The following is a 14,154-nucleotide window of genomic DNA, read 5'->3' on the forward strand; positions in this document are numbered from 1 at the left end:
CCCTGGTGGTTCGCCGCCGCGTCAGCTGCCGTAGACGCCGACCTCGTGGAGGGAGTAGCCCCACTGGGTCGCGCGGTGGAGCCCCTGGACGCGGACGTAGCGGGCCGACACCCCGGAGAAGCGGGCCGTGTCGAGGCCGCCGTCACTGGCCTCCGTCGACCAGACCTGCTGCCAGTTCGTGCCGTCCGTCGAGACCTCGATGCGGTACGCCTTCCCGTACGCCTGCTCCCAGTCGAGGGTGACGCGTCCCACCCGGTGGGCGGAGCCGAGGTCGACGCGCAGCCACTGGGAGTCGTTCCACTCGCTCGCCCAGCGGGAGCCGGAGTCGCCGTCCACGGCGCGGCCCGGGGAGTAGTCCACGAACGGGTTCCACCACTGGGCCGAGGAGGCCGAGGCGGAGGAGCCCCTGGCGAGGTTCACCCCGGACTTGTGCTTCTCGGAGTCGCCCCAGGTGGTCAGGTAGGACTCGGCGCCCTTGAACAGGTCGTCGACCACGTCCTGGCCGCCGACGAGGCGGATGTCCTCGATCCAGTCCGGGACCAGGCCGTAGTGCGAGGCGCCGTCCGTGTTCAGGTCCCAGGTCCGCTGTCCGGTGGTCTGCTTGTCGATGACGGAGCCGCCGTCGGTGCTGCGGAAGGGGTAGCGCACCGGGTTGGGGGCGTCCGCGCCCCGCGGGCCCGGCCAGCCGCCGACGCCGTTCATGTCGGTGCCGTACCCGTAGCCCACGCCGTACTTGTCGCGCAGCGCGTCCGTCCGCTTGGCCTCGGCGCTGAACGCCTCGGAGCCGCTCATGTACTGGGCGACGAACCCGCCCAGCCGGTAGACGCGTTCGGTCCAGTCGAGGTCCATCCAGCTGTGCGAGGAGATCACTCCGGAGTACGACTCGGACTCCAGGATGTCGAAGGCCCGGCCGGCGCCCTTGACGCTCATGTGGTCGATCTCCAGCATCATCTTGCGTTTCATCATGCCGCGCAGCGCGTACTCCCCGAGATCCGTGAGCCCGCGGGTGTTGCACTGCGCGTCGGCGGCGTACGAGGGGACCGTCACCCCCGCCGGGAGTTCCTTCTGCGCCGCGGGCGCCGCCGCCAGCCCGATGGGGTTGTCGTGCTGCGGGCCGGCGCACTTCTCGGTCTGCCAGAAGGTGCCCGTCGACAGGAACTGTCCGACGTTGATGGCCGTGCCGAGGGCGCCCTGGTCGAACCGGACCCCGCACAGGGCGTTGTCGAACTTGTGGCACAGGAACATGCTGCGCACGCCCAGGCCGTACAGCTCGTCCAGGCCGCGGTCGATGTCCTCCTTGCTGCACTGCGCGATGTCCAGGACCTGCTTGCAGCCGAACGGTTCGGAGGTCTCCACGCCCAGGACCACGGCCAGCTTGCCCTGCTTGACGACCTCCCGGGCCTGCGCGGAGTCGGTGACGATCCGGAACCAGCCCTTGCCCGGGCCGCCGTACATCTTGTCGACGAAGGCCTGCATGTCGTAGGTCTTGCGCGCCTCCAGGCGGATGGCCGCCATCTCGTCGCAGCCGCGGTCCTTGAAGAAGTAGACCGAGCAGATCACGCCGTTGGTGACGAGGTCGTTGACCAGCACGCGCTGGCCGCCGCGCCAGGCCCGCTCGACCCAGGCGTAGTAGTTCTGCTGGTGGGTCAGGGAGTCGTGGGCCGGCCAGTCCTTGAAGGTGGGCCAGCCGTCGGGGTCGTGCTTGCCGTCCCCGCCGTTGGTGATGTAGTCGAAGATCGCGAGGGAGCCGTCGGGGTAGTGCTCGGGGCAGTCCTTGAGCGCGTCGGCCACGCCCAGGTCGGAGAACGGCTTGCCGCAGATGAGCCGGCCGCCGAAGCCCTCGTTGGACATCAGGTGGTCGTGCGCGTCGACGAAGCCCCGTACCCGCCCCTGGGCGTCGGTGCCCTTGAAGGGCTCGCCGGTGACGTTGATCTCGGAGTCGGGCGCGGGCCGGGCGGTCGGGTTCCACCAGCCGGCGTCGGCCGCGGAGCTGGGCACGGGCCCGAGCGCCATGGCCATGACGGCGAGGAGCAACGACAGGACCGTGAGGGGGCTGCGCCTGTGGTGTGGCTGTCGGGTCAAGGTCATCACTCATGTCTTCGGTCGGCGGAGGGCGCGGTCGAATCCAGGCCATGAATTGTCATGCCCTGCACAAACGGTGCGACGAGAATCCCGACTGGCGCGATCGGAGTCAAGGGTCCGGGACGGATGACCTGACGGACCGTCGGAAACAGAGTTCTGGAACGAGCGGTTCGGAATGGGGTAGGGTCATGATCATGGCCCGCCCCAAGGAGTTCGACCCGCAGACCGCCCTCGTGGCCGCGATGGAGCTGTTCCGGCGCCAGGGATACGAAGCCACCTCGGTCCAGGACCTGGTGGACGCCCTCGGGATCAACCGCTCCAGCATGTACACCGCGTACGGCTCCAAGCACGACCTCTACCTCAAGGCGCTGGACCTCTACTGCGCCGTCGAGGCCGACCGGGCCCGCGCGAGCCTCGACGCCTGCGGCTCCGCGCCCGCGCTCGGCGTGCTGCGCGCGTTCCTGCTGTCCTACGTGGACGCGGCCCTGGCGGACCCGGCGCGCGCCGGGTGCATGGTCACCCACGGGGTCCTGGAACGGCTCCCGGGCGACGCCGGGGCCGCCGAGCGCCTCGCGGGCGCGCTGGGCTCCCTGGAGGAGGCCTTCGCGTACCTGCTCCTGCGGGCCCGGGCGGACGGCGAGCTGGCCCCGGGCACGGACGTACGCTCCGTCGCGCGGCTCCTCGTCACCCTCACCCAGGGGCTGCGGGTCATGGAGCGGACCGCGGACCGCGCTTACCTGACCCAGGTCGTCGACCAGGTCCTGCGCGGGGTCCGCGCGGCCGTCTGAGCCCTCCGGGCCGCCTGGCGGGGGCCAGCCCTGCCCTCATTTTGGAACGATCGGTCAGTAACTCGTGGAAAGGTGGGTGACCGGCTGTGCCCAAGGCCGTGTACGTCCTCGCTCTCGGCATCTTCGCCATGGTCACCGGAGAGTTCGTGGTGGCCGGACTGATGCCGCTCATGGCCGAGGGGCTGGACGCGTCCATCCCCCAGATCGGCTACCTCATCACCGCGTTCGCCGCCGCGATGGCCCTCGGCGGGCCCTTCCTGGCCACCGTGCTGCTCAGGCTCCCGCACAAGACCGCGCTGATGATCCTCTTCGCCGTCTTCCTCGCCGGCAACGTCACGGCCGCCCTGGCCGCCGACTACCCGACGATGGCCGCCGCCCGCGTCGTCACCGGCACGGCCTCCGCCGCCTTCTTCGGCGTCGCGCTCTCCCTCGTCGCCGAACTCACCCCGCCCGAAGCACGCGGCAAGGCCATCGGCGCCGCCATGAACGGCCTGATGCTCGGCACCCTCCTCGGCCTGCCCCTGTCCACCTTCGTGGGCGGCCAGTTCGGCTGGCGGGCCGCCTTCTGGGCGATCTCCGCCCTGACCGCCGCGGCCGCCGTGGCCACCGCCCTCGCCGTGCCGCGCGTACCGCGCCCCGCTCCCGGAACCGAGGGCGCCACCACGCTCCGCGAGGAGGTACGGGCCTTCCGCAACCCGCGCCTGTGGCTGGTGTTCTCCACCTCCACGCTGATCATCGGTGCGACCTTCTCCGCCTTCAGCTACTTCACGCCGATCCTCACCGGCCTCACCGGCTTCGCCGAGGGCACGGTGCCCTGGCTCCTGGTGGCCTACGGAGCCGCGACCGTCGTCGGCAACGCCGTCGTGAGCCGGTTCGCCGACCGCCACACCCTCGCCACCCAGTTCGTCGGACTCGGCCTCAACGCGCTCTTCCTCACCGGATTCGCCGTCTTCGCCGAAGCCGCCGTGCCCACGCTGATCCTCATGACGGGCATCGGCCTCGTCGGGGTCACCCTGAACCCCTGCATGATCACCCGGGTCCACCGCACCGCGAACGCCCGCCCGTTGGTGAACACCGTGCACTCCTCCTTCATCACCCTCGGCATCGTCATCGGCTCCTGGCTCGGCGGCATCGGCATCGGCGCGTACGGCCTGCGCGCGCCCCTCGTGCTCGGTGCGGTCCTGGCCGTCCTCGGCCTCCTCACCCTGCTCCCCGACCTGAGGCGGCCGCGGACCGCCCCGCCCGCGATCCGATCGGATGATGATCGGAGCATGGCCGGAAAGGCGGGTGAGGTACCGGTCGGCTCCTAGCCTGCCCGCATGCGCCTACTGCCGGGGCGGCGTACGACCGCGTGCGCCCTCGTCCTCGCCGCGGTCCTCGCCCTGATCACCGGCGCCGCGGCGGCCCCCGCCGTGCCGTGCCCGGAGCCCGTGAAGGTGACCTACCGGGACCACCCCTTCAGCCGGGTCGCGCACGAGTTCCGCAAGAAGACGTACACGCACACCGCCGCGCACAACGGCCGCAACGTCGCCGTCGCCTTCGTCGACGTCACCGGCATCGACGGCATCCGGCCCCGCGGCAAGGGCACGGCCGTACGCGAGGTCGGGGAGCTCGCGGCCGACGACCCGGACCTCTTCCGGGCCCTCGCCCCGGGACCGGGGGTCGAACGCATCCTGATCGTCACCAAGTCGAACGACCCCGCCGACACGAGGAAACCCGAGGCGCAGCGGCGCTGGGAGAAGAAGCCCGACCACTCCGAGGTGCGGATCCTCGACTTCCTGACGAAGAACCGGGTCCCGCACGACAGGATGCTGGCCCTCTACTCGGACCGCTCCCCGTGCCCCACCTGCGAGCCCCGGATCCCACCCTGCACCCCCGTCTTCTACGTCACCCCGCACGGCGGGGTGCCCCGGAAGAAGGGCGAGCCGACCGCGGGCCAGGACATGACCCGTGCCCTCGACTCGATGCGCGGGGCACGCGGCGAGGCGAAGGACGGTGACGAGGAAGGGAACGGGTCCGCGGGCGCGGACGGCCCCGCGGCCGCCCCGCAGGCGGCCCCCGCGCCCCGGCTGCTCGCCGATCCGGCCGCCTCCGCCCCGTGCCGTCCGGCTGCCCCGGCCGGCCAGTTCCTCGTCGCCCGGCGCTGCGATCCGCAGCATCCCTCCGGCGGACTCCACGACGAGCTCGCCAAGTCCCGCGCCGAGCAGGGCGGCATCGACTTCTCGACCCTGGAACTGCGCTACGTCTCCGACCGGGGCTCCGCCGGCCGGCGCGCACTCGCCTACGCCTTCCGGGCCGACGCCCTGCCGGAGGACGCCCCGGCGCCGCCCGAAGACCCCGAAGCGGGGCGGCGCGCGGCGAAGGAAGCCTCCGACGCGTTCTTCGTCTGGCTGCGGCTACCCCCGCACAAGCAGACGGTGAACCTCAGCCCGGCCGAACCCGACCGGATCATCGACCCCGGACTGGCCCGTACGGACGCCGGACGGATCCTGCTGGAGGCCGACCTCCAGCTGAAGAAGACCGTCGGCCGGCTCATCCACCCCGACTCCCGGCTCGGCCCCGCGTTCTGGGGAAGCCTGCGCGGCTCGTGCGTCTCCTTCCGCCAGTGGATCGTCCCCGCACCGGCGACCGTCCGCGACGACGGCGACGCGCTGCACATCCTCGACGCCCCGCTGTCCGTGCGCATGGAGACCGAGTACCTCGAAGAGCGGGGCACGCCCGGCGTGACCTCCTCCTGCCGGGAGCAGGCTCCCCAAGTGGAGGCGCACAACGCGGACGCCTTCCGCCGGATGGTGCTGCCCGAGCTGGAACGGCAGGTGCGCACCGCGCCCGAGTACGCGGCGCTGCGCCGGATCTACCACAGCCGGGTAGCCGCCGAGTGGTACCGCCGGCGCGCGGACCGCGGCCCGGCCCCCTTCGCCGACCTCGTCGACCGCGAGGACTTCACCCGCCTCGCCGGGCGGCCCTGGGACCCGAAGGAGGTCTTCCGCCGGTACGTGGAGTCCTACACCCGGGGCGAGTTCGACGTCACCCGCAGCCGCCCGGCCCCCGGCGGGCGGTACGAGGTGCGCCACTACGTCTTCGGCGGCGTCGACTTCTCCCGGGTCCCCTTGCGGCGGCTCGGCGCCGCTGCCTTCCGGGACCGCCACGCGGAGCGGGCCGCCACCGTCGGGACGGCCCTCGCGCAGGCCACCGCCGACGTCGGCGACGGTTCCGGCGTCTGGCTGGGCGGTACGACCCCCGGCGCCTACCGGCCGGTCCCGGTACGGGGCCTGGGCTGGAGCGTGCTGAACGGACTCCCCGGCGGGACCGGCACCCTCGCCATGGCCGCGCTCCTCGTCCTGCTCCTCAGCGTCCGCCCGCTCCGCCCCGAGCACCGCCGTCCGCCCCGCACCCGCGACTGAAAGGCCTCCGCCCGTGCACCGGTTCCCCCTGCCCGAGCATCCGCTCAAGACCAACCGGCTCCTGCTGAACGTGGTGACCGCCCTCGTCACCGTCCCCGTCCTCGGCGTCCTGCTCTTCGTCGGCTTCCTCGCGGGCGGGATCGCCCTCGCCGTCATCCTGTTCGGCATCGGGGTGTGGGGCTTCCGCTGGCGCAAGGAGTCGCTGCGGGCCCTGGAGGCCGAGCGCGCCGAGGCGGTCCTGACGCACGCGGAACTGCTGGAGCGGCGCGAGCAGTACGCCCGCGACCGCGGTTTCGCCTACCAGGACACCTGCGCGGAGTCCGCCATCGGCTTCGGCCGGATCGAGCAGCACGTGCCGCAGGACCGGGCCCAGTGGGAGGGCGGCGCGACCATGGGGGAGCGGGTGAAGGAGGCTCCGCACCTGGACAAGCTGGTGGGGCTCGCCCGCCACGCCAACGACCTGGTCGCGGAGGGCGTCGTACGGATGCGCCGGGAGGGCATGGCCGTCACCGTCTTCGACCTGGAACTGGTCCACCACCACGACCTCGAAGGTCTGGTCCGCTCGATGAAGCCGGCGCTCGCCCTGGAGGTCTCCAAGGACTACGTCACCGTCTGGTCCGTGGAGCTGCCCTTCGCGCTGCCCTACGTGTCCTGCGCGTACGCCTGGGACGGCAGGCGCGACCCCGTGGAAGCCCTCCTGGAGGGGGAGGACCGCCTCGACCGGCGCACCGAGAACCGGGAACTCGCCGACTTCCTGCTGACCCTTCCGGCCGTGAGGTCCGACGCCCTGTCCGACACCGACCACCCGTGGTTCATCGACGGGAACCGGCTGTTGGCCTGCGAGCGGGGGAACCACGGGGTGGGCCCGCGGACCGTGGAGGACACCGCCGTACGCCTCGCCCGGCTCGCGTCCCGGCTGCCGTGGCCGGACCTGGAGCGCTTCGCGGTCACCGACCCCGAGGACGGGCGGCTGCGCGCGACCCGGATCCGCTGGACGCACCGCTGGTACGGGTCCCCGTCGGCCCGCGCCCTGTGGGAGGAGCGCCAGATCACCCACGCGGGCCTGCGGGCCTTCATGCCGGCCGACGACACCGACTGACGCGGTGACGCGGTGACGCGGGATGTGCGGCGCCGTCGCGCGGACGTCCGGTCCGCGCGAGGGCGCCGCACCCGGCCGGCCCCGGGGCCATGGGCGGGGCCGGCAGGACTGCGGGTCGGTACGCCTAGGGCGCCGGGCGGAGTTCCAGCGTGCAGCACTTGACGCTGCCGCCGGCCTTGAGGAGCTCGGACAGGTCGACGCCGACCGGGTGGAAGCCGCGGGCGCGCAGCTGCTCGGCGAGGCCGGAGGCGTTCTGCGGCAGGACGACGTTGTATCCGTCCGAGGTCGCGTTCAGGCCGAAGACCGCGGCGTCCTCGGGGCCGGCTGTGACGGCGTCGGGGAACAGGCGCCGCAGGACGGCCAGGCTGCCGGGGGAGAAGGCGGCCGGGTAGTAGGCGATGGTGTGCTCGTCGAGGACGGTGAGCGCGGTGTCCAGGTGGTAGTAGTCCGGGTCGACGAGGGTCAGCCCGATCACGGGGCGGCCGAAGAACTCCTGGGCCTCGTCGTGGGAACGGGGGTCGCTGCGGAAGCCGGTGCCCGCGAGCAGCCACTCTCCGGCGAGGAGGTAGTCGCCCTCGCCCTCGTTGACGACGTCGGCCGTGCGCAGGCCGGGGAAGCCGTGGTCGCGCAGCCAGTCGTGGTACGCGGGTCCTTCCGCGATGCGTTCCGCGTCGCGGAACCGTGCCACGAGGGCGCGGCCGTCGATGACGGTGGCGCCGTTGGCGGCGAACACCATGTCGGGGAGGCCGGGCAGGGGGTCGATCGTGTCGACGGTGTGGCCGAGGCTCAGGTAGACCTCGCGCAACTGCTCCCACTGGGCGATGGCCAGGCGGGTGTCGACGGGCTTCTTCGGGTCCATCCAGGGGTTGATGGAGTAGACCACGTCGAAGTACGTGGGCCGGCACATGAGGTAGTGCCGAGGCCGTGCTGTGCGCATGGGTGATGTTCCCTTGGGGTCAAGGGCGGCCGGTGGAGCGGCCGCCCATCGAGGTGGGGTGTCGGGCGCGGAGCAGGGGCACAAGCCAGCGCAAGTAGAGCAAGGCTTGCCTAAGTTACGCAACAGCCCATGCCCTGAAGGGTGTTCGTCGCTCGCGCCCGGGGAGCCGATCCGGTGCACCCATCGACAATCACTCAAAGATGAGGTTAGCCTTCCCTAAGTTCCGCTCAGCGCCGTTCCTCCGGCGTGCCCTGCTCTCGGTTCCCCCCCATGCCCGGCAAGCGACTGCCCGCACGATTGGGAGTGACATGTCAGAGGCTCATCCTGACGACGCGCCATTGATCCACGACCTCATCGGCATCGGCTTCGGACCGTCCAACGTGGCCATGGCGATAGCGCTCGGCGAGCACAACGCAGGCGTCGGACGACACGAGGCGGTCACGGCCCACTTCTTCGAGCGCCAGCCGCACTTCGGCTGGCACCGGGGCATGCTGATCGACGACGCCACCATGCAGGTGTCCTTCCTCAAGGACCTGGTGACCCTGCGCAATCCGACGAGCGAATACAGCTTCCTCTGCTACCTCAAGAGCAAGGGACGCCTGATCGACTTCGTCAACCACAAGAACCTCTTCCCGCTGCGGGTGGAGTTCCACGACTACTTCGAGTGGGCCGCCGCCAAGGTCGACGACATGGTGTCCTACGGCTGCGAGGTCGTCGACGTCCGGCCCGTGGAACGCGACGGCGTGATCGAGTACGTCGACGTCACCGCCCGCTCCGGCACCGAACTCGTGGTCCACCGCGCCCGCAACCTCGTGATCGGCACCGGCCTGCGGCCCCACCTGCCGGAGGGCGTCGAACGCACGGAACGGATCTGGCACAACTCGGACCTGCTGACCCGCGTCGAGGGCCTGCGGGACGCCGACCCGACCCGGTTCGTCGTGGTCGGCGCCGGCCAGAGCGCCGCGGAGAACGTGGCCTTCCTGCACCGCACGTTCCCCCGGGCCGAGGTCTGCGCCGTCTTCTCCCGCTACGGCTACAGTCCCGCCGACGACAGCAGCTTCGCCAACCGGATCTTCGACCCGGCCGCGGTGGACGAGTACTTCACCGCCCCCGAGGCCATCAAGCGGAAGCTGATCGAGTACCACGGGAACACCAACTACTCCGTGGTGGACGTCGACCTGATCGACGAGCTCTACCGCCAGGAGTACCAGGAGAAGGTGCTCGGCACCGAGCGGCTGCGCTTCCTCAAGGTGTCCCGGCTGGCCGACGTCGTCGAGACCCCCGACAAGGTCCGCACCACGGTCGAATCACTGGTCACGGGCGAGAAGACGCCGCTGGACGCCGACGTACTGGTCTACGCGACCGGATACCGGTCCGCCGACGGCCTCGGCCTCCTCGGTGCGGCCGAGGCCTACTGCCGGCGCGACGACCAGGGCCGCGTCCGCGTGGAGCGGGACTACCGGGTGACGACCGATCCCGCGCTGCGCTGCGGGATCTACCTCCAGGGCGGCACCGAGCACACCCACGGCATCACCTCGGCGCTGCTCTCGAACACGGCCGTGCGGGTCGGGGAGATCCTCGACTCGATCGTCGGACGGGGACGGGGACGGGGACGGGGCGCGGCGGCGGTGCCCGGGGCGCGACGGGCGGCCGACGAGATCGGCTCCGCCCTCTGAGCGCGTCCACGGGCGGAACCGGAACTCACCTGCCCGGACCGGGGGAGGGGGCCCACGCGGCTCCGAACTCCCGCTCCCGGTCCGCTTCCGCGGTGGTCCCGGGAATCCGCCGGGTGGCGCGGCGCAGGAAGGGCGGCGCCATCACGGAGGTCACCACCGCGACCAGGATGACGACGGTGTAGGTCGCGCCGGTCAGCACACCGAGCCGCAGGCCGACCGTCGCGATCACGATCTCCACGACACCCCGGGCGTTGAGGCCGGCGCCGATGGCCAGGGCCTCGCCGTGGCCGAGCCCGCCCGTCCGGGCACCGAGGTAACCACCCGCGAACTTCGCCGCGGTGGCCACCGCCAGGGTGACCACCGCGGCGGCCGCCACCTGCGGCCGGGCCAGCGCGGACAGGTCGGCCTGGAGGCCCGCGGTGGCGAAGAACAGCGGGGCGAGCACCGCCATCACGAAGGGCCGCAGGGCGCCGAGGGACTGCCTGGCCTCCGGGCCGAGGGTGCCGATCACGATGCCGCACAGGAAGGTGCCCAGGATCGGCTCCATGCCCAGCGCCAGAGTTCCCGCGGCCGACAGCACCACCAGGACGACGACCGCGGCGGCGCCCCGCTCGGGGTGCCCGGTACGGTTCGCGCGCCGCAGGACGTGCCGGGCGACCGGCCGCGCCACCACGGCGGCGAAGACCAGCACGGCGACCAGGTGACCGGCCGCCTGCGCGACGAGCCCGGCCTGAACCCCGGTGACCACCATGGCGGAGACGATCGACAGCAGCATCCAGCCGACGACGTCGCTGACCGCGGCCGCACCGACGATGAGCTGGCCGACGTCGCGGTGCAGCAACCGCATGTCGAGCAGCGTCTTCGCGATCACCGGGAGGGCGCTGACGGCGATCGCGACCCCCATGAACAGGGCGAAGGCCGTCCGGTCCGCCCCCGGGGCCATCAGCGAGGCGGGCGCCAGGTAGCCGAGGCCGATGCCGAGGGCGAGCGGCAGCAGCACGCTCCCGGCGCTGACGAAGCCGATGGCCCGGCCGCTGCGCCGCAGCAGCCCGAGGTCCACGTGCGCGCCGGTGACCGCGACCAGCAGCAGCACGCCGAGCTGGGCGACGGCGCCCAGCAGGTGCGTCTGGCCCGGGTCCCGGGGGAGCAGCCAGTCCGACGGTCCCGGCGCCAGGTTCTGCAGCACGGACGGACCGAGCAGCACGCCCGCGCTGAGCTCGCCGGCCACGGCGGGCATCCGCAGCCGCTCCGCGAGCCGGCCCAGCAGTACCGCGGCGGCCAGGAACAGGCCGATCTGGAGCAGGAGGAGGAGCATCTGGTGGTGGCCGATCGCGGGAACGGGTCCCGCGCCCAACAGGGTCGCCATGTCGGTTCCTTCGCCGTCGACGTACGCGGAAAGCCGCGCGGGCGGGAAGTGCTCGGTCCGTACCGCCCCATGATGCGAGCCGGCCGGCCCGCCCCGCCGCCGTTCGCGCCCATCCGCGCCCGGGGCGGGGCGGGGTGGTGCGGGAGGGACGCGGGGCCGATACTGCGCCGGGCAGACAGCCCGACGACGGAGGGGACCCGATGAGGCCGACCCGCACCCGCACGTTCCGTACCGCCTTACGCCGGCTGCGCCGCCGCGCGCCGTCCGCCCTCGTGCCGGCGGCCGTCCTGGCCGCGGCCGTCCTCGCGCCGGGAGCGGCCCACGCGGCACCGGCGTGCCCCGCCACCGGCGAGCCCGCTCCGCCGGTCCAGGCGGCGCAGCTGCCCGACTGGGTCGAGTCGATCGCCGTCGACGCCCGGGGCCGGATGTTCGCCACCGCCTACTACACCGGCCGCGTCTACCGTATCGACGCGCCCGGCAGCGCCCCGGTCGCCCTCACCGGGAACATCGGCGCCAACGGCGGGATCGTCGTCCGGGAGGACGGCAGGCTCCTCGTCGGAACCGGCAACGACCTCGCGCACTCGCTCACCGGCGACCTCTTCCCCAGCTCGGAGCTCCTGCTGGTCGACCCGGAATCCGGCGCGGTCAGCACGTACGCCTCGGGCCTCGGCGGCATCGACGGCGTGGCCCTCGCCCCCGACGGCACCGTGTACACCACGACCCTGGGCGGCCGGAACATCGGCCGCGTCACCCCGGACGGGCGGGTGGACCCCGCCTGGGCGCGGGTGTCGCAGCCCAACGGCATCGCCGTCTCCCCGGACGGCACCCAGGTCTACGTCGTCCAGACCACCGTCGCCCCCGGGCTGTACCGGATCCCCGTGGACGACCCGGGCCACCCGCAGCGCTGGATCTCCACCGCCCCCGCCGACGCCCTCGCCCTCCCCGACGGCCTCACCCTCGACGGCGCCGGGCGGCCGCTGGTCTCCACGCACGCGTCGGGGCAGATCTGGCGGGCCGAGGACGGCGCCCTGTGCGCCGTGACGTCGGGGATGCGCCTCTCCACCCAGCTCACCTACGGACGCGGCGACACCGGGTTCGCGGCGGGCCGGCTCTACCGCGCGGGCATCGACGGAAGGATCTACGAGGTACCGGCCGGAGCCGAGCCGTCCGCCGCCCGGACCGGGTCCGGGGGCCACCCCCTTGAATGATCAAACGAACAAGGGGTTAGCATATGAGCGCCGCCTAGCTCGAAAGATAAACCTGTGACTGTCAATGATGACTCGTTCACCAACTGGAAGAACCGCGAGGAGATCGCGGAGTCGATGATCCCGATCATCGGGAAGCTGCACCGGGAGAGGGACGTAACGATCCTGCTCCACAGCCGCTCCTTGGTGAACAAGTCGGTGGTCAGCATCCTCAAGACGCACCGCTTCGCCCGGCAGATCGCCGGTGAGGAACTCTCGGTCACCGAGACCCTGCCGTTCCTCCAGGCGCTCGCCGCGCTCGATCTCGGACCCTCGCAGATCGACATCGGCATGCTCGCCGCGACGTACAAGACCGACGGCCGCGGCCTGACGGTCGAGGAGTTCACCGCCGGTGCCGTCGCCGGCGCCACGGGTGCCAACAAGATCGAGCGCCGCGAGGGCCGCGACGTCGTCCTCTACGGCTTCGGCCGCATCGGCCGCCTCGTCGCCCGCCTGCTCATCGAGAAGGCCGGGTCCGGCAACGGCCTGCGCCTGCGCGCCATCGTCGTCCGCGGGGGCGGCGAGCAGGACCTCGTCAAGCGCGCCTCGCTGCTGCGCCGCGACTCCATCCACGGGCAGTTCCAGGGCACGATCACCGTTGACGAGGCGAAGAGCACGATCATCGCCAACGGCAACGAGATCAAGGTGATCTACGCCAACGACCCGTCCGAGGTCGACTACACGGCGTACGGCATCAACGACGCCATCCTCATCGACAACACCGGCAAGTGGCGCGACCGCGCCGGTCTGTCGAAGCACCTGCGCCCCGGCATCGACAAGGTCGTGCTGACCGCGCCGGGCAAGGGCGACGTCCCGAACATCGTGCACGGCGTCAACCACGACACGATCAAGCCGGACGAGCAGATCCTGTCCTGCGCCTCCTGCACCACCAACGCGATCGTCCCGCCGCTGAAGGCCATGGCGGACGAGTACGGCGTCCTGCGCGGTCACGTGGAGACCGTCCACTCGTTCACGAACGACCAGAACCTGCTGGACAACTACCACAGCTCCGACCGTCGCGGCCGCTCCGCGCCGCTCAACATGGTCATGACCGAGACGGGTGCCGCCTCGGCCGTCGCCAAGGCGCTGCCCGACCTCAACGCGCGGATCACCGGCAGCTCGATCCGCGTCCCGGTGCCGGACGTCTCGATCGCCATCCTCAGCCTGCGGCTGAAGCGCGAGACCACCCGCGAGGAGGTCCTCGACTACCTCCGCAACGTGTCGCTGACCTCGCCGCTCAAGCGGCAGATCGACTTCACGACGGCTCCCGACGCGGTGTCGAGCGACTTCATCGGCTCGCGCCACGCCTCGATCGTCGACGCGGGCGCCACCAAGGTCGAGGGCGACGACGCGATCCTCTACCTCTGGTACGACAACGAGTTCGGCTACTCCTGCCAGGTCATCCGCGTGGTCCAGCACGTGTCCGGCGTCGAGTACCCGACCTTCCCGGTCCCGCTGGTCTGACCCGCAGGTCACCGACGAGCGCGGCTCCGCTGATGTGAGAAGGCGCCTGCCCCGGCTTCGAGCCGGGGCAGGCGCCTTCTCGCGCTCCCGCGGG

At 72.0% G+C, this 14,154-nt stretch carries 10 protein-coding genes; 7 read left to right on the forward strand and 3 right to left on the reverse strand.

Going from position 1 to position 14,154, the window contains the following annotated elements:
* Nucleotides 1-21 precede the first annotated feature (21 nt).
* A complete protein-coding gene (locus tag AC07B0_RS04940) occupies nt 22-2,019 on the reverse strand; it encodes a galactose-binding domain-containing protein (RefSeq protein ID WP_478897231.1) in 1,998 nt (665 codons plus the stop codon).
* Between the two features lie 257 nt (nt 2,020-2,276).
* Between AC07B0_RS04940 and AC07B0_RS04945 the strand changes: the two genes are divergently transcribed.
* From AC07B0_RS04945 to AC07B0_RS04960, 4 genes are all read left to right on the forward strand, one after another.
* Complete coding sequence (locus AC07B0_RS04945) at nt 2,277-2,870, forward strand: TetR/AcrR family transcriptional regulator (RefSeq protein ID WP_478896786.1); 594 nt, start codon at nt 2,277-2,279, stop codon at nt 2,868-2,870.
* A gap of 86 nt (nt 2,871-2,956) precedes the next feature.
* A complete protein-coding gene (locus AC07B0_RS04950; protein WP_478896788.1) occupies nt 2,957-4,180 on the forward strand; it encodes an MFS transporter in 1,224 nt (407 codons plus the stop codon).
* A 9-nt stretch (nt 4,181-4,189) separates the two neighbouring features.
* On the forward strand, nt 4,190-6,274 hold the full coding sequence (locus tag AC07B0_RS04955) for a hypothetical protein (RefSeq protein WP_478896790.1): 2,085 nt from the start codon (nt 4,190-4,192) through the stop codon (nt 6,272-6,274).
* Between the two features lie 13 nt (nt 6,275-6,287).
* Nucleotides 6,288-7,373, forward strand: a complete 1,086-nt coding sequence (locus tag AC07B0_RS04960; RefSeq protein ID WP_356877834.1) for a hypothetical protein — start codon at nt 6,288-6,290, stop codon at nt 7,371-7,373.
* A 124-nt stretch (nt 7,374-7,497) separates the two neighbouring features.
* Here AC07B0_RS04960 and ddaH read toward each other — a convergent pair whose 3' ends face one another.
* Nucleotides 7,498-8,310 (reverse strand): dimethylargininase, encoded by an 813-nt coding sequence (ddaH, locus tag AC07B0_RS04965; protein WP_478896792.1) that lies wholly within the window; start codon nt 8,308-8,310, stop codon nt 7,498-7,500.
* 308 nt (nt 8,311-8,618) lie between these two features.
* Here ddaH and AC07B0_RS04970 point away from each other — a divergent pair, with 308 nt between their 5' ends.
* The gene (locus AC07B0_RS04970; protein WP_478896794.1) at nt 8,619-9,986 is read left to right on the forward strand and encodes a lysine N(6)-hydroxylase/L-ornithine N(5)-oxygenase family protein; all 1,368 of its coding nucleotides are present in this window, start codon (nt 8,619-8,621) and stop codon (nt 9,984-9,986) included.
* Nucleotides 9,987-10,011: 25 nt separating this feature from the next.
* Here the strand turns inward: AC07B0_RS04970 and AC07B0_RS04975 are convergent, their stop codons facing one another.
* Nucleotides 10,012-11,352, reverse strand: a complete 1,341-nt coding sequence (locus tag AC07B0_RS04975; protein ID WP_478896796.1) for a cation:proton antiporter — start codon at nt 11,350-11,352, stop codon at nt 10,012-10,014.
* 200 nt (nt 11,353-11,552) lie between these two features.
* Here AC07B0_RS04975 and AC07B0_RS04980 point away from each other — a divergent pair, with 200 nt between their 5' ends.
* Together AC07B0_RS04980 and AC07B0_RS04985 are read left to right on the forward strand one after the other, a co-directional pair.
* Nucleotides 11,553-12,560 carry an SMP-30/gluconolactonase/LRE family protein gene (locus tag AC07B0_RS04980; RefSeq protein WP_478896798.1) on the forward strand — a complete coding sequence of 336 codons (1,008 nt, stop codon included), beginning with the start codon at nt 11,553-11,555 and terminating at the stop codon, nt 12,558-12,560.
* 54 nt (nt 12,561-12,614) lie between these two features.
* Complete coding sequence (locus tag AC07B0_RS04985; protein WP_356884206.1) at nt 12,615-14,060, forward strand: glyceraldehyde-3-phosphate dehydrogenase; 1,446 nt, start codon at nt 12,615-12,617, stop codon at nt 14,058-14,060.
* Nucleotides 14,061-14,154: the final 94 nt, after the last annotated feature.

It is taken from the genome of Streptomyces sp. NPDC044704, from assembly GCF_056433525.1.